Origin of the sequence: Clostridium beijerinckii (assembly GCF_036699995.1) — a bacterium.
In the GTDB taxonomy this organism is placed as follows: domain Bacteria; phylum Bacillota; class Clostridia; order Clostridiales; family Clostridiaceae; genus Clostridium; species Clostridium helianthi.
Genome location: NZ_CP144906.1, coordinates 2,391,185 through 2,408,768, shown reverse-complemented (window position 1 = coordinate 2,408,768; position 17,584 = coordinate 2,391,185). Strand labels below are relative to the sequence as shown.

General features: G+C 28.9%; 15 protein-coding genes and 1 other annotated feature. Of the genes, 4 read left to right on the top strand and 11 right to left on the bottom strand.

Translation table 11 applies throughout. The features are described from left to right. Positions 1–197 precede the first annotated feature (197 nt). Entirely contained in the window at positions 198–1,286 is a 1,089-nt protein-coding gene (locus tag PZA12_RS11155) for a hypothetical protein (RefSeq protein WP_078115738.1), read from the bottom strand. 224 nt (positions 1,287–1,510) lie between these two features. Between PZA12_RS11155 and PZA12_RS11150 the strand changes: the two genes are divergently transcribed. Beyond that, positions 1,511–1,846 (top strand): rubredoxin-like domain-containing protein, encoded by a 336-nt coding sequence (locus PZA12_RS11150; protein ID WP_077839689.1) that lies wholly within the window; start codon positions 1,511–1,513, stop codon positions 1,844–1,846. A gap of 118 nt (positions 1,847–1,964) precedes the next feature. Here PZA12_RS11150 and PZA12_RS11145 read toward each other — a convergent pair whose 3' ends face one another. Both PZA12_RS11145 and PZA12_RS11140 read right to left on the bottom strand, forming a co-directional pair. After that, on the bottom strand, positions 1,965–2,327 hold the full coding sequence (locus tag PZA12_RS11145) for a VOC family protein (RefSeq protein ID WP_078115739.1): 363 nt from the start codon (positions 2,325–2,327) through the stop codon (positions 1,965–1,967). 152 nt (positions 2,328–2,479) lie between these two features. Then, a complete protein-coding gene (locus tag PZA12_RS11140) occupies positions 2,480–3,502 on the bottom strand; it encodes a 5'-3' exonuclease (RefSeq protein ID WP_078115740.1) in 1,023 nt (340 codons plus the stop codon). 550 nt (positions 3,503–4,052) lie between these two features. Between PZA12_RS11140 and PZA12_RS11135 the strand changes: the two genes are divergently transcribed. Further along, positions 4,053–4,625 (top strand): 3D domain-containing protein, encoded by a 573-nt coding sequence (locus PZA12_RS11135; RefSeq protein WP_078115741.1) that lies wholly within the window; start codon positions 4,053–4,055, stop codon positions 4,623–4,625. 928 nt (positions 4,626–5,553) lie between these two features. On the opposite strand, the gene PZA12_RS11130 is transcribed toward PZA12_RS11135, so the two are convergent. The 3 genes from PZA12_RS11130 to PZA12_RS11120 all read right to left on the bottom strand — a co-directional run bounded on the left by PZA12_RS11130 (position 5,554) and on the right by PZA12_RS11120 (position 9,218). Beyond that, a complete protein-coding gene (locus tag PZA12_RS11130; RefSeq protein ID WP_078115742.1) occupies positions 5,554–6,984 on the bottom strand; it encodes an MFS transporter in 1,431 nt (476 codons plus the stop codon). Between the two features lie 544 nt (positions 6,985–7,528). Next, complete coding sequence (locus tag PZA12_RS11125; protein WP_012058379.1) at positions 7,529–7,981, bottom strand: MarR family winged helix-turn-helix transcriptional regulator; 453 nt, start codon at positions 7,979–7,981, stop codon at positions 7,529–7,531. A gap of 157 nt (positions 7,982–8,138) precedes the next feature. Further along, complete coding sequence (locus PZA12_RS11120) at positions 8,139–9,218, bottom strand: NADH:flavin oxidoreductase (protein WP_078115743.1); 1,080 nt, start codon at positions 9,216–9,218, stop codon at positions 8,139–8,141. Between the two features lie 171 nt (positions 9,219–9,389). On the opposite strand from PZA12_RS11120, the gene PZA12_RS11115 reads away from it, so the two are divergent. Continuing rightward, positions 9,390–10,328: a transposase gene (locus PZA12_RS11115; protein ID WP_078117142.1), complete on the top strand. Its 939-nt coding sequence runs from the start codon at positions 9,390–9,392 to the stop codon at positions 10,326–10,328. Positions 10,329–11,497: 1,169 nt separating this feature from the next. On the opposite strand, the gene PZA12_RS11110 is transcribed toward PZA12_RS11115, so the two are convergent. Continuing rightward, positions 11,498–11,911, bottom strand: coding sequence for a DUF3997 domain-containing protein (locus PZA12_RS11110; RefSeq protein ID WP_103699308.1), 414 nt, complete (start codon positions 11,909–11,911; stop codon positions 11,498–11,500). Positions 11,912–12,095: 184 nt separating this feature from the next. Next, positions 12,096–12,357, top strand: a binding site (T-box leader). A gap of 225 nt (positions 12,358–12,582) precedes the next feature. Between PZA12_RS11110 and PZA12_RS11105 the strand changes: the two genes are divergently transcribed. Further along, the gene (locus PZA12_RS11105; RefSeq protein ID WP_103699309.1) at positions 12,583–13,959 is read left to right on the top strand and encodes a TrpB-like pyridoxal phosphate-dependent enzyme; all 1,377 of its coding nucleotides are present in this window, start codon (positions 12,583–12,585) and stop codon (positions 13,957–13,959) included. 60 nt (positions 13,960–14,019) lie between these two features. On the opposite strand, the gene PZA12_RS11100 is transcribed toward PZA12_RS11105, so the two are convergent. The 4 genes from PZA12_RS11100 to dhaK all read right to left on the bottom strand — a co-directional run bounded on the left by PZA12_RS11100 (position 14,020) and on the right by dhaK (position 17,539). Beyond that, the gene (locus PZA12_RS11100; protein ID WP_078115747.1) at positions 14,020–14,724 is read right to left on the bottom strand and encodes a hypothetical protein; all 705 of its coding nucleotides are present in this window, start codon (positions 14,722–14,724) and stop codon (positions 14,020–14,022) included. Between the two features lie 591 nt (positions 14,725–15,315). After that, positions 15,316–15,705 (bottom strand): dihydroxyacetone kinase phosphoryl donor subunit DhaM, encoded by a 390-nt coding sequence (dhaM, locus tag PZA12_RS11095; RefSeq protein WP_078115748.1) that lies wholly within the window; start codon positions 15,703–15,705, stop codon positions 15,316–15,318. Positions 15,706–15,754: 49 nt separating this feature from the next. Beyond that, a complete protein-coding gene (dhaL, locus tag PZA12_RS11090) occupies positions 15,755–16,384 on the bottom strand; it encodes a dihydroxyacetone kinase subunit DhaL (RefSeq protein ID WP_077842224.1) in 630 nt (209 codons plus the stop codon). A 156-nt stretch (positions 16,385–16,540) separates the two neighbouring features. Then, positions 16,541–17,539 carry a dihydroxyacetone kinase subunit DhaK gene (gene dhaK, locus PZA12_RS11085; RefSeq protein ID WP_041897559.1) on the bottom strand — a complete coding sequence of 333 codons (999 nt, stop codon included), beginning with the start codon at positions 17,537–17,539 and terminating at the stop codon, positions 16,541–16,543. Between the last annotated feature and the right edge of the window lie 45 nt (positions 17,540–17,584).

Genomic DNA, 17,584 nt, shown 5'->3' with positions numbered 1-17,584 from the left:
TCTCAGCGCATATATTATTTAACCAATATGTTATTAATGCCAATTAAATTTTGATATTTAATTCTAAGTATCAATAAGTTTTTATAAAAGAATAAAACGAGATATGTATATTTTCTAATTTCAACACATCCCGTTTTAATTTTAATGATTTATATTTAATTTAAGCATCGATTATTATTTATTTTACTAATTGTCTACTAAAAACTAAAGTATCTATTTCTCAAATCTTTTATAACCTCTATATTAGTGCTACAAGTTGCCCCCTCATCTCTAATGTCCTTAGAATTCTCGTCATATTCTCCCGAGAAAGATAATAAATTAAAACTTGTCTCCATATAATATTGCTCATCACAGATTAAAAGCTTATTATGGGAATTCACCTTTTTTATTTTAAAATTCCCTCCATAATATTTAAATCTATCCTTTAGTCTTTCAGCTATCATATCGCTATTTCTATTCTTACTTCTATTATTACTATCCTTTTTAATGTGATAAATAGAGCTATTTTCTTCTATACCATATATAATTTTGATAGCTCCGCCTCTTGAAAGTAAATTCTCCATCATATTTATTAAATTATTATTAACCACATAGTTATTCATCCATGGGCTAGCAATATTTAGTTCATACTTGGCATCAGAAAAAGCTTTAATAAATTTATCTCTTATTTCTTTATTTTGTAAGTGATACTCTTCATATTTGTTTGTGATCTCATTCAATGTTCCATATATTTCCTTGTCTAAAGGTTCTATATTTTTTATTACATATTTATTTTCTTCATAACTTATATATAAATCACATATATTCTTAATCCTAAATTTACTTAACTTATATGTTTTTTCTATTGAGATTTCTTCCTTATTTAACTGGCCTATAGTTTCTTCTATCTGAATAATACTTTCTTTCCCAAAAAACATTAATGCATTTATTGCTTTACTATCAATATTCACATTCTCATATTTAAAGAACCTTCGAGATAGACTCTCTTTTTTACAGCTGATTACAGAGTTTAAATCATTGGATTTTATTAGACAATAATCCATTTCTTTTAATTGATCATCATACTCAAGAAATTCATTTTCATACTTTTCCAATTCTTCTTTCTTAGCTTTAAGCTCTTCAAACTGTTTTTTTGCAGATTCTAATGTTAGCTTCTCTGCTTTTTTAGATTTTTTAAATTTATATTTAATTAAATTTTTAAATTTAATAGTGTTTTTTGTAAATATATCTAATAATGATATTCTATTATCCTTTTTATTTTCAGAATATAATAAATCCTCCTTCATTCAAACACCTCATTTCCTTACTATTATGGATTACATTCTTTATTTATCCTAATTTTACATACTTAAATTATGTACGTCAATCTATATTTTAAAGAAAAATATTTTTAAGTTTTTTTTCAATTTTAGGAGGATTTTAACCAATTATGTCAAATTAATAACATTGAGAACATTTACTTAGTATATGTTTTAATAATCTAATGGTATGATTAAAGGGAGGAATAATTATGAAGAAATTATTTAAATGTAGTGTGTGCGGATTTATATGTGAAGGAGTAGAAGCTCCAGAGAAGTGTCCAAAATGTGGAGTTCCTAGAGAAAAATTTGTCGAATTAACTAGTGAAGAAGCTGATAAAATCTATCACTCTGATAGAACTAATGACATTCATTTAGAGATCATTAACTTAGCTGACAAAATTTTCAAACTTTCTAGAGAAGGAATAGACTTAAATTTAGATCCTACTTGTGTAACAGCTTTTGAAAAAGCTAAAAATAGCGCTTGGACTATTAAGCAAATATCAAAAGCAGAATTAGCAGCGCATATGAGCAAAGGAAAATGGTAAAATATTAAAACTAAAATTTTCTGTTAATTAAACTATTGTTTAAAAAGCTGAAAATCCTCAGATTTGAAGGATTTTCAGCTTTATTAAATATCTATCTAGAATTCCAACAGCTTTGTGATTATTTATTTTCTACAAATTGAATCTTCAATCCATTAGGATCTAAAACATAAAAAAACTTAGTATTAGGATTTGGCTGAAATGGTCCACTATGAATTTCTATTCCTTTTTCCTTAATAAAGTTTATTTTCTCGTCCATGCAGTCAACTTCAAATCCAAGAGAAATATGCTCCCCATAACTTACTTCTTTTACTTCCTCATCACATATTAGTTCTATTTTAGTTTCTCCATCTCCTAAAAATGCAATTTCCCTTCCAGGTCCTGCATTAAATCTTTTATTAGTCTTAAGACCAACAATCTCATGATAAAACTTCAATGATTCTTCTAAATTTTTAACTTTTAAAGTACTCCAACAAAATTTCATAACTTATTCCTCCTAATATATATCACTTATGTATGAATGTTATATTTTGCATTTATTTTAACATTTATCAACTTATCTATAAATAGCTTTTTTATTACTTATGTATTAAAGTATGTTTCCCATATATTTAATCACTAGAAATATATTACCCATTAATTTAGCAAATTTGTAAATCCAAGTTCAGTAAATATGTTTTTCATTCCCTCTTCATCTATTTGAAGTTTCAATTGATCTATTGTTATATTATTAAGTTCTTCTATATCACACTTTATAGTGGCCAATTGTTTGCAAAGCAAAGCTGCTTTTTTCCCGACTATTTTTTCATTTGATTCCTCAACTAACTTTGCTAACGGGGAACGTAATATGCCAAGATCTTTGAACATTTTTTTTATTTCTTTTTCAGGTGAATTTTCTATAAAATCATATATACCTTCCACTGTTTCAAATTCTTGAAGTAATGGTATAACAGACTTTTCTCCAACTCCATTTATTCCCGGAATATTGTCAGAAGCATCGCCTTCTATAGCTTTTCTATCAATAATTTGGATAGGATCCACACCATAAAAATGATTTACATACTGTGTAGTAAATTCAAAAACTCCGCTAGGTATATTAAGTTCTTTAATATTTATTCCAAGACTTTCGTACATATCGGTACACTTTGAAGTTATAAGCCATACCCTTACATTATCATCAACAAGTTGAAGACAATCTTGATCTTTAGTCCAAATGCTAACTCTCATAGATCTTCCAAATTTCTTTGCCAAGGTACCTATTATATCATCTGCTTCATACTCTTTAAACACAAACTCTGGAACATTCATTTCTTTTAAAACTTTTTGAGCTAATGCAAACTGGCTTCCTAGCTCACTTCTCATATCCTTTCTAGTACCTTTATACTCTGAATATATTTTTTTTCTAAAGGTAAATTCTTTAGTTAAATCCCAAGCCACAGCAATATGAGTGGGATTTTGATTTTTAATCATTTTAAGTATTGATGCCATCATTGTAAAGACACCATTAGTGAACTCGCCTTTAGGTGACTGACGTAATTTTTCAATATATTTATCCTTCTCTTCATCCGTTTTAGCAAATCTATATTCTCTTGGAAGATTACCAAAAAAACAGCAAGATAAAAGAGATGAACCGTCTATTAATAATAAATTGTCATGCATAAATAAAAACTCCTAGCTTTTCTTAAGTTTATTCTGATTAATACCTTTTTATATTAAAACGACTAACCATAATTATTATACCACTATTAATTTGCATAAAAAATACAGCCAAACTAATGACTGCATTTTTTAGTTCCATATTATTGCTATAAAGGCTTATACATAATTACATATCTATATTACCATATTTTAATACTATATTAAACATCATTGCATATATTTGTTAAACATTACAAACACATCAATTAATTTATCTATAAATTATTAATTTACAATTTTTCTTTACTGTTATTTATTAGATTCCTTATTATATAATTGCTTACTTTCTCTTAAAATTCATATATTGCTAGCTGAAATATTGCATTTTTGTTATTTCTTCTAAAAACCACAATTAATATTTTGATTGTTTTCCTTTTACTCTCAATAAGTTATCTCAAATGTACATATCTATAAATACCTTTTGTCTTTTGTAAATATTTTACATTTGTGTTATAATTTATTAGAGCCTATTATGTCTCATTAAAAAGCACCAACAAAGGGGAGTGGACAAATGCTAAGAGTAAAGAGGCTAGTGTGCTTATTAAGCATTATTTTAATACTTGATACATATGATGTAAGCACAATAACACCATTTAACGCTTTAGCAACAGATGTTGTAGAAGATAATAATATAGAAATAACACATAATGAAAAAACAGAATTTAAGGAAAATTCTATAGATGAAATAAATAATGAAAAAATTGAGCAAAGAGAATTGATTAAAAAGAAGGAAGCTGAAGAAAAAGAACAAGAAAAGAGTGTTACACCTGAATGGAGAGATTTTATATTAACTTTTTATACATCTCTTGATTCAGAAAATAGTAGTGCTGGTCCAGTAACTTGTCAAAATAAGCCATTAACTCCAGGAGGTGTTGCAAATAACGTAATACCTCTAAATACCCAAATATATTTGGATGGTTATGGACAAGTTACTGTTAATGATAAAGGTTCAGATAAGTATTTTGGAGTAGATAATAGATTAGATGTATTTGTACAACGAGAACCTGGTGAAAACGATCATGACTACCTTCGAAGGGTGAATAGCTACGGAGTACAAAGAGTTCGAGGTTATATAGTTAAATAAATTACATTGGCAACTACAACCTTTAAATCCTAGTAATGTATAAATAAGCCAACTATAATCTATACTTATGCGCATACCTCACCGAAATCATAAATATTTTGATTCCGAAAAGCTATGAAAATATCGCTGAAGGTTCTAAGCAGCAGGTTGTATCCAATTTAGCATGCTCCAACTTTCAGTTTGACAAGCTAAATTGGAACAACCTACAGCTAAGAACCTTTAACAGCTCATTTTCAAATGTTTTCTACACAAATATATTTATGATTTCTAGTTAATACATTAGCTTAAAGTTCTAGCAATTTTGTAAATATGTTCATGTAATAAGTTGAATTCTTAAATTGGCTATCTATACAGATAAGCCAATTATAAGTTAGATTTACACCATGAAATATATCCCAACTACAAATGGGTAATATATTTTTGTAACCACAAGGGTCATAATATGGAATGTTTCATTGGTAATTTTGATGGATGTGATTCTTAATTGAAATTCCAAATCTACGATTTGGTCAATGGAAATTACTCAGTGAACGAAGTGAGTCGAGTTTCCTTTGAACTATTCCAAGTGTGCTAGTTCAAAAAGTGAGAATAGAAAAGTGATGCTCCAAATTTTTCATTTGGTAAACAGAACTTTCTCTATGAGCATTTTATATTTCGTTCTTCGAACTTTCTCTGTGAGCGCTTGTTCTTTGAGGCTAGCACTTTGGGTGCAACTTTATAGCTTTAAAATCACCCATCAAAATTACCCAGAAACTGGAACAAAAGTATATTATTCATTTCGGCGATTTATATGCATAAGTTCAGGTCTTAGTTGGTTTATCTATACCAATACAATTCATAAATATAAAGTTTTATTTTTAACTTTTTTCATAATAATCAGACTCAAAAAAATTATCTTTATCTAGCACACCAATCAGCATTTAAGAAATCATATTTTTCTGTTTAATTTTTTCTTTCTTAATCTTATATAAGTGACTATTACTCCACCAAAACAAATAATAGCCGAACAAACATATACATACCTCATTCCATACATAAAGACATCATCTCTGCCCTCTATATATCCAAGTACTTTCTCTCCCATTTTCATACTCATAAATGAGTATAAAAGCATTGTTGCCATAGCAACACCAGATGATTGTCCCAAATTTCTTACAAAAGCGTTTATACTTCCTGCGATACCCAATTTATCACTAGGTGCTGAAGACATAACTAACGAATTATTAGGAGGTAAAAACAATCCATTTCCAATCGCAATAAATACTATATATACAATTAATTGGTATATATTTGAGTTTTCATTTAAAGTCGCCATTAAACCCATTCCAATTCCTATTAGTATCAAGCCTAAAAATGTTAGAAATTCTGACCCTATTTTATCTGATAAATAACCACTAAAAGGAGAAATAACCGTTATTAATACAGGAGAGATCATCATTATCATTCCCGCAAAGCTTGGAGTCATTTTTAAAACATTTTCGAGGTAAAAAGGCTGTACAATATTATTACTGTTAATTGATGCATAACATATGAATGTGCATAATATTCCAACCGTAAAAAGTGAATTTCTAAATAATGATAAATCTAGAAGTGGATATTTTAATTTTCCTTCTATTCGTATGAATATTATAAATAGAATGATAGCTGCAATAAAACTAATTCTAATCACGTTATTATCGTAGCCAACAGTTTGTCCATTTATAAGAGAATAAAATAATAATACGACACTTATACCAAAAATTATTGCACCAATAAAATCAATGTCTTCTTTCTTTTCATTTGACTTACGAGGCAATACTTTAAAACCAATTGCTGTTCCAATTATTCCTACTGGAATATTTATTAGAAATATATAATGCCAACTTAAGTAAGAAATTATAATACCTCCTAATGGCGGACCAATCATTGTGCCAAGAGCTAGAAATGTTCCCGATATTCCAAGAGCTCTCCCCCTTTCATTTGCTGGAAATACTTGCGTTATTATCCCTTGGTTATTTGCCATAGCTGCCGATGCTCCTATCGCCTGAACTATTCTAAAAAATAATAGGTACGTAAAATTTTTTGATAACGCACAAAATAAAGAACCTATGGTAAATACCAATAAACCTAAATTAAATACTATAGATTTTCCTTTTATGTCACCGAGCCTTCCAAACAGTAATATTGTACTAACTATTGTTATAAGATAGCAGATTACGATTAACTGAATAGAAGACATCGTTACTGAAAATATATTCACCATAACAGGAAGTGCTACATTAACTATTGTACTATCAAGGGTCCCCATAAATGGAAGTAAAACCACAACAGCCAATATTATCCATCTATTCTTATATACATTTTTATTGTATATTTCCATTATTAAAATCATCCCTTTTCATTAATTCTGTTATAAATATACTTTATTATAATTCTGAGAGTTTCTAATATACTCAATGAAATACAAAAACTTTACTAAGTATATTCTTTAGAATATGTTATATTTATATATTATACAGAAGCTATAAAATAGACATTATTTATAGGAATAATCCAGCTTAATAAAATTACATTAATTTACTCTCTTACTGTTACTCTTTAGTTTTTTTATATTAAGTTTTTTAACTGCCAGCTCCGCCCTCTCTCTTACTTTCTCATTTCCCTCATTAATATACATCCCAAATACTATCCTCAACCTAAATTTCAGCTTTACCATGTATATACATATATTTTAAAATAATGTATTTTATCAATAATAGATTTAGGTTACTATTACTTGTTTTCAACTATATCTATAAATCTATTACTTTTATATTAAATGACTTTTTATCATTAAACAAACTATTTCTATAAATGATAAGGCGTAAAATAATATATGGTTACAACTAAGTCATGAATATGAATTAAATCATTACTTAGGTACTTTATTTGGAAGAGTTATTAATAAAATTTTGTATTTGCGCTAACGTTTTTAAGAATTCTTCAAATTTCTCAGCGCCTATCTCCTTCTCTATTGGCGATTGTACTTCATTCCATACAGGAATTGCCTCATCGAGCTTCTTAATTCCGACATCACTTATTGAAATGCACTTTCTTCTTGAATCATTATCATCTGTTCGCACATCTACATATCCCTTTTTTCTTAAAATTTCAATATTGCGAGTTACTGTTGTCTGATCCATTAGCAAAGCCTCTGCCAACTCACTTACAGCAACATTTTCACGAGATGCTATGTCTGCTAATAATGAAAACTGTGGCGCTGTTAATCCAACCGCTTGAAAAACTTGATCAAAATACTGAGTAGTGACCCTTGTTGTCATACGCAAATTTCTACAAACACAACTTCCAATTTTCTTTAAATCATCTAAATTAGACATAAATAAATTACCTCCGTCAAAACCTCTGAATATACATATAGTAATCTATAGCAATTCTTATTGTCAATATACTCACAAGCAGATTTCAAAAAACCAGCTTTATTGAAGAATATATTATTTTTATCTCATCATATCATTAATTTTTAAGTTTAAGATATTATTTCCTATTAAAAACACAGATTGTTTTGCCAAATCCTGAACACTTACCGCATGATATACATTTTGATGGCTCAGTATTCCCCTCGCTCCAACGTTTAATAAGATTACTTTCACATACTAATGGTCTGGACAATGCAAAATAATCAATGGAGCTTTCATTAAGAATTTTTGTTAGAGCTGAAATGTCACGTATTCCGCCTACAGAAATAACTGGAATATTAACTTCTTCCTTTATCCTTTCAGCATAAAATGTATAGTAAGGAGCTTGTCCTTTCACTATTTTTCTTGAATAGCTCTCATTTGGGCGTGAAGATAAACTCCCCCCACTAATTTCAACAGCATCTACGCCAAGCTCTTCAAGTTTTTTGCATACATATTTACATTCTTCGAAAGTCATACCTTGATCCATAAAATCTTCGCAATTTATTTTAATTAAAACAGGATAATTTTTTCCGACTTTATCACGTATTTTTTTATACGTTTCTATAAGCATTCTAGATCTATTCTCAATATTACCACCATACTCATCTGTTCTTCTGTTATAATAAGGCGTTAAGAACTTACTAAGTAAATATCCATGAGCTGCATGTATCTGAATACCATCATAACCTGCTTTTTTTGCTCTAAGTGCTGCATTGGCAAAATCTATCTGAATTGAAACAATTTCTTCTAAAGTCATTTCTTTAGGGGTATTTTTATATCCCAAATCTGTTATATTACTTGGGCCTAAAATCACCTTTTCTTCATTTCTTATGGTTTGTGTTCCTGCTGCTCCAAGTTGCAATATTATATTAGCATTGTACTTATGAGTTACCTCAATAATTTTTTTATGATTATCAATAAATGAATCATTATAAATTCCCATTTGGCCTGGAATAAATTCCTCTAAATCAGTCACAGCCGTTATTCCAGTGATTATAGTTCCTACACCTCCTTTAGCTAAATCTTCGTAAACTTTAAATAGTTCATCATTTATATTTCCTTTTTCCTCTGCCATTCCTTCATATGTTGCAGATCTTATAAATCTGTTCTTTAATTTAAGTGGACCAACTTGCGTTTGATCGAATAGTGATTTCATAATTAATCAACTCCATTCTAAATATATGCATATACATATATTTTGTTAAAATTTTTTATTTATTTTAGGTTGTTGAGTAAACAAAATTTGTAAAAAATAAATAAGCCATTCCTTTGTGATATAATAATTTCGCTAAAAACCAAATTACATCACACAAGGAATGACTTAAATATGATTATATCACGAAAGATTAAAACTGAAAATGATAATTATAAGATTTTTGAAGCTGTTAAAATTGCATTTACTAAATTAAATTCTAATAGCAAAAATGCTAAAGGCCGACCACGTAAGTACTCAGATGAGCAAATAGTTGCCTGCATGTTATACGGTGTTAAACATAGTATATTCAGTCTGAGAGAACTTGAATACGAAATAAAAAAAGATTATGTGTTTCAATCTATAATTGATCTTAATGAAATACCTGATTATTCTACCTTTTCGTTAAGAGCTAAGACTTTAGAGAAACATATATATTATGGTATTTATGCTATGTTTGTTGAACTTATTAACCCAGAAACTAGACTATGTGCAATTGATGCTACTGCCCTAAGAAGTTCAAAATACGATAGCGAAGCTAAATCCGGCAAAGGTACACGTCTTGGATATTATAAAGGTTACAAGTTACACTGCATTGCAACAGTTACTGATACTATGATTCCTCTAGTTTTTAGTTTAACAACAGCTAATGTTTACGATAATCAAGTTCAGGATTTACTATATGAAGCTAAAAATTATAATCCATTTTTAATACTTGCTGATGCAGCATATGACTCAGTTGAATGGTTTGAAATTGCTGCAAAACTAGAATTTAATTTATTAGCTGATATAAATATGCGTAAAGCTAAAAGCATTGAGGCGTTCATTGATAAACGATATGAAAATGCTTTATTTTTTGAATCTCCTATCGGAGCGAACCTATATAAAAATAGATTGAAAATAGAGCAATTATTCTCAGTTTTAAAAGGTTTATATAACTTAGAAAATCCAAGGCTCTATGGGCAAGCCCGATACGAACGTCATATAAAATGGGTTTTATTAGCCTATTTAATAGATGAATTTAATAAAAAACAGCAGGGAATAAAATCCAGAAAATATCCTTGGAATCTTTGATTCCTAAGAATATTTTCTCGAATAACTATTTGTAAAAATTAGTTATTCAACAACCTATATTTAATAAAAATAAATTTATTAAAACAGATATTATATGTATATGCATATAATATCATGATCGTTAATTAATTGTCAATTATCTAAAAATTACTATAACTTATTTTAATGTATATATCCAGATAATAAATTTCCATTCAAAACTCTATTAGGTAAATATTCAATTAAGACTTGAATATAGTAACTTAATTTCAATATATAATAAATTTAATTAGAATAACATCTAAAAATGCCTATCATAATTAAGCACAATAATATTTAGTAATATTTAACATATCTTATAGATACATAGTTTGATTTAACAATGAAACATCATATTAATTATCATATTATATATTTTTTCCCTTAAAACTAAAAATAGTAGTAGAAATTCTCCTACTACTGCTTAACATATCATGAATGCTAATTTGTATTTTTTACCAATTAATGTTATAATTATTATGCCATCTCAAATCGATATATTATGGAGGCGTAGCATATGAAACGTGCACATGCAAAAAGGCGTTTCGATAAGGATTTAATGAAAAATATATTTCTTTTTCTTAGTGAGCTACTCAATCTAATCTCTATAATTTTAAAACTCTTCAAATAGTGATAGAACAAATATATAGTTGAAACATTATTTATATTTTTAGGACTAGTATAATTATATTGCTTTAAAAACGTAAGTACCAATTACGCGAGATGGTAAGTTATTATAATTGAACGTCCTTTTTTATTCTTTAAATAATAATTATAATTCGAATAAATTCATGAATAATTTATATAAGAAATCATCCAAGTGAGTTTAAAAATAACTCACAGAATTTTTATTTTATCTATCACAACACAAACATAATTATATCACAATTGGAATTTAATGTAAATACATTCTTACAAATCTCCTAATTTTTAATACCTCTTTATTTTTACGAATTAACATTGTAAGCTACACAAAACTTTATATCTATTTCATTTTTCTACATTTATTTTTGTTATTTTGTAATGCGCTTGTGTCAATGTGTAAAATACTATCAAATTATTTCATAAGATTTAGTATAAACAAGATTAATGATTATGCCAATCATCAAATCTATAATTATGGAATATTTCTGCATAAGAAAAACAATTTGTTATTTATTACTTGGATCTAAATTTTTATATTTATCAGGATTTTCAAGCCTTAATTTACTATCAATTTTCAGAAAATACCGATGTTTATCAAAATCTTCATACTTAAGTTGCCCATATACTTTATCTTGCTTTACATCTATAATCCAATAATTTTTAGAATTATTCTTTGTTTGTTCGGCTAGTATAAAATTTTCATCCCATGCTATGCCACTAACCCTACTGTCTACAATTACAGTCATATTTCTATTTTCCTTTTTATCTAATTCGGTACAATCTGAACTTGGACGATAAATTATATATTTGCTAGATAATTTATAACTATAATCAGCTGATCCCGGGCCTAAATAACCACACCCCCAAAAAATGACTGGTATAAAAATAATAATGAAAATAATTAAAGAACATCTTTTCAATAGATTCACTCCAATTCATTATTTATTATTTCCTTGCTTAGAGTTAATTGTAATTCAGTTAATATTATGTAATACTATAGTAAATTTATAGGCATAAAAAATATCAAAATGGAGAATTGATAAAATAATTGACATTTTTTATTTTAGTGCATATAATTATTCCATGGAAATAATTGAATATTTTTACAAACCATTGATTAAGAGTAGTAGACCTAGTTAAATGATTTAAAGAGAGTTGTAGAGGGTGAGATTACAGCAATACAGACTATGTCGAATGGACTTATAAGGGTGGGAGGAACAGCTTATATTCATGTTAAGCTTAGTAATGCCCAACGGATTTTCCATTCGTTATTATAGGAAAGTGTATTATTATGTACATTTAATGAGTGGGCTTATTTTAGCCAATTTAGGTGGTACCGCAGAAGTTATCGACTTTTGTCCTAGTAGAAATACTGGACAAAGGTCTTTTTTTGTTATGTATATTGATTAATTTTTGTGATTAGAATTATAAATTTATTACGTAAAAACTTAATATGTTTTGGTTATTTCGTTAATTTCTATAATTCTAAATACATAAAAAAATCTAATATGCTTATATTTCAACCTATTTAGCTAAAATACAAAATTATATTTAAGAATTTTTACTTTATAACTGAAAGGGGCTATTAATTATGAAAAAAATACCACATCGAATTTATCTTACCGAGGATCAAATGCCAAAACAATGGTACAATCTTCGTGCAGATATGAAGGAACTTCCCGATCCAATGCTAAACCCACAAAATTTTCAACCTGTAAAAGTTGAAGATTTATATCCTGTATTCTGCACAGAACTTGCAAAACAAGAACTAGATAATTCAACTCGCTACATCGATATTCCTGAAGAATTACAAGAATTTTATAAGATGTTCCGTCCATCACCATTAATTAGAGCATACAATTTAGAGAAGGCTCTAGGAACTCCTGCTAAAATATATTATAAATTTGAAGGAAACAACACTTCTGGAAGCCATAAGCTTAATTCAGCAATTGCTCAAGCATATTATGCAAAAAAACAAGGATTGACAAGCCTCACCACAGAAACTGGTGCTGGTCAATGGGGTACTGCTCTAGCAGAGGCTTGTTCTTATTATAATCTTCCACTTACAGTTTACATGGTTAAATGTTCTTATGAACAAAAACCTTTCCGTAAATCAATAATTAGAACTTTTGATGGAAATATTATTCCAAGCCCAAGTAATACAACTAACGCTGGAAGATCAATTTTAGAAATAGATCCTAATAGTACAGGGAGTCTTGGATGTGCAATCTCTGAAGCTGTAGAAAAAGCTGTTACTACCGATGGCTGTAAATATGTGTTAGGGTCTGTGCTAAATCAAGTACTACTTCATCAGTCAATAATAGGTTTAGAATCAAAAATTGCTATGGAGATGATCGATGAATATCCAGACATCGTAATTGGCTGCGCTGGAGGTGGTTCTAACCTTGGTGGGCTAATTGCTCCATTTATGCAAGATAAGTTAACTGAAAAAGCTAATCCTAGAATTATTGCTGTGGAGCCTGCTTCTTGTCCTTCATTAACAAGAGGACGCTATGCATATGACTTCTGTGATACTGGTAAGATTACTCCTCTTGCAAGGATGTATACACTTGGAAGCAGCTTTATTCCATCAGCCAATCACGCCGGAGGTCTTAGGTATCACGGTATGTCTCCTATTCTTTCAAAACTTTATCATGATGAATACATGGAAGCTGTATCTGTAGAACAAACTAAAGTATTTGAGGCTGCTGTTTTCTTTGCAAAACATGAAACTATTCTTCCTGCCCCTGAATCCTCTCATGCTATCAGAGGTGCAATCGATGAAGCTTTAAAATGTAAAGAAACAGGAGAAGCTAAAACAATCCTCTTTGGATTAACAGGTACAGGATATTTTGACATGACTGCTTATGAATCCTATTTAAATGGTTCAATGCAAGATTACATTCCAACCGATAAGGACTTAGAAAAAGGATTCTCAGGTCTTCCTAAAATCCCTGGAATCCAGTAATAAAGCAAATATTATTCCTTCTCTCACTGAAAGTTAGAGAAGGAACCCTTTTAATCATCTTTAACCTTCTAAAAATTTTTGTTTTCTCTCATCTTTTCTATCTATAATAATCTCCTCAATTTTGATGCTATTTACTCTTAATCTTTGAATAATATCCTTTATAAATGCGTCACTTCCAACTACATAATAAATAGCATTCTCTGATTTCATTAATTTGCTGAGCATTTCATAGAATGATGTTCTAGAATTTATCCAATAATTCTTATAATTTTCATCTGCTAATTTATCTAGTTGATTTTTAAATACAAATTTATCTGATGAGTCTATATTTATATTTAGCAGGTATGGGATATTAGTTTTATCATTAATAAATGATAAAATTAGAGGTCTCATAGTAGCTATTCCAACTCCCATTGATATTAAGATTATAGGTCTATTTATACGTCTTAACCCCATTCTTGAACCTATCTTAAAAAATGCAACTTCATCACCAGTTTTTAATTCAGCTAACTTATTCTTAAATTCAGATTTGCTTCCTGGTACTCTGGTTGTTATTGCAATTTTATTTTCCTCCGGCAAAGTTATGATAGACATGTGTCTTACCCATTCTTTCCTAGGCTGATCACCAATATCAAACCCAATATGCCCAATATGAGTATGCGATCCAGGTTCCCATGTTAAATTTTCTGGTTTTTCAAAAAAATATGTTTTTGTATTATCTGTTTCATCGATTATATCAATAATTTTTAGTGTATATTTTTCCATAATCCCTCTCCTTTAATAACAATTCTCAATTTAATAGTATCAACTAAAATTTTTCAAGTCAATATTTATAAATTTCAATTATACATGAAATACATTTTTTACATTTTAGAATAGATAATTATTTATAGTACTTTCTCATAAATGATTACTCATTTCTGGTTGTGTTATCTATAATAACTTTTAGCTTTCATTTATAATATGCTTTATTGTAGTTATTAATGATGATGTCACTAATGTCTCATCACGAAAAATGATATATATTACAAGAATAATCTTTCATCATAACTCTAAAAAAATTTCAAGAATTTTATCCGCAATTGTGAATTGTGAAATGTGCATTGTGAATTGAAATATATATACTTTGTAAAAAATTAAGAAGATAAATTTCTATTTATATTATAGAAACTATCTTCTTAAGCTGTATAGATATTATTAAAATATTCTTTTTTGAATAACTATGGCTAAGCATTTTAAAGATTTGATTTATTAGATAAACATATTTAAGTTCATATCTCTAATAGAAATATTTATAATTTCTGTAGCTTATAACATAAATCTAAACCATATATTGTTTATCTATATTTTATTACTTCAAGGCATTTTTCCTAGATTCATGGGTTTTAATGCTTCTTCAATTTCTTCAATATTTTTACCTATACTACTTTCAACTGCCGCTGTTACTGCTCCTTCAACTATTGGGCAATCTACTATCTTTATTTTTCCCTTCATCTTTTCATCTAGAAATTCTATTGCCATTTCTGCATTCATAAAAGCACTACCTAAGTCAAAGATAATAATTACTCCATCTTCAGAGTAAACATCTTCTATTGCAGCTGATATTTTCTCCATATCAGTGCCAACTCTTCCATCTGACGTTCCTCCAGCCACACCTATATCTACATTAGGTGCCATTTGACTTGCTAATTCCTTTACTCCATCTGCTATATTTTTACTATGTGATATTATTACTATTCCTACCATATATATTCTCCTTCAACGACTATTTTGACGTAAATCAAAATAAGAACTACTAATTTAAAGCTTCATATATTGTTTCTAATATTATTGCAGAAGATGTAGCCCCAGCATCTTGGTGACCTAAACTTCTTTCTCCAAGATAACTTGCCCTTCCTTTTTTAGCTATAATTTCTTTTGTATGCTCTACACCTTTATATGCAGCTTCTTTTGCTGCTTTTAAAATTTCCTTGACTTCGAGCCCGCTATCTATGCCTTCTTTTATTGACTTTAATGCTGGCTCTATAGCATCTATCATAGTTTTATCATCAGCTTGACCTTTACCTCTCATTTTTATACCTTCAAGAGCCTCATCTAGCATCTTTGCGAAATCATTAATATCAATTTCCGATTTTCCATTAACACTTACAGCTGCCTTCATAAAAGCTGTTCCATATAATGGTCCTGAAGCTCCGCCAACATTAGATACTAATGCCATTCCTGACTTCTTTAGTATACCTCCAATATCATTTCCATCATCATCTTTTATCTTTTCTATTACAGCCTTAAACCCTTTGTTCATATTAAGTCCATGGTCTCCATCTCCAATTGCAGCGTCTAGCTCCGATAAATATGCTTTATTTTCATCTATCTTTTCACTTATTTTCTCTAATATTTCAATTACTTTCTTTCCTTGAATACTCATCTTTATTCCTCCTATATAGGCTAATTTAGATGATGCTTATATATTAAATAAAGCTTCATCTAAATTATAATTCTTTGGTAGTAGAATCCGTCACACTCTTAGATACGCTCTACTAAATTCATCTAATCTCAAAAACTCTACCTAAAAAACTTTGCTTTATATTACTTTAAATGCTGGTGTGTTAGCTGGTGCATCTAATAATTCTTTTAATTCACTATCAAGTTTTAGCACTGTTATTGAAAATCCAGCCATTTCGAGAGATGTCATAAATTCGCCTACAAATGTTTTATGAATTTTAACCCCTTTTTCCTCCAATATTTCATTTACCTTTTTATTTACTATATATAACTCCATAAGTGGTGTTGATGATAATCCATTTACCATGACTGCTACTTCTTCTCCACTACTCAATTTGATATCTTCTAGAATTTTGCTCATTAAATGTTCTGTAATTTCATCAGCTGTTTTTATTTCCTCTCTATGAGTTCCTGGTTCCCCATGAATTCCCATACCAATTTCCATTTCATTTTCTCCTAATGTGAAATTTGGTTTACCAGCAGCTGGCACAATACAAGATGAAATAGCCATTCCCATACTTCTAACATTTGATATTACTTTCTCTGCAACTCTTGTAACTTCTTCAAGACTAGCTCCTGTTTCAGCTTTAGCACCTGCTATTTTGTGTATAAATACTGTTCCTGCGATTCCTCTTCTTCCTGCTGTATAAGTGCTATTTTCAACTGCAACATCATCATTTACTACAACAGTTTTTACATTAATGCCTTCCATTTCAGCCATATCTTTTGCCATTTCAAAATTCATAACATCCCCAGTATAATTCTTAATTACAAGTAAAACCCCTTTACCTGAATCTACAGCTTTTATTGCTTCATATACTTGATCTGGTGTAGGTGATGTAAACACTGCTCCTGCTACTGCTGCATCAAGCATTCCTTTTCCTACATATCCTCCATGAGCTGGCTCATGTCCACTTCCTCCGCCACTTACTAAAGCAACCTTTCCATCTATTGGTGAATCTACTCTTACTAAAACATCTGCATTTTCTAATTTTTTTATATATTCTGGATGTGCAGCTACCATTCCTTTCAACATATCCTCAAGTACTAAATTTGCATCATTAATTATTTTTTTCATAAAATTATTCCTCCCATATTTAAATATTATTTATGATTAAAATTA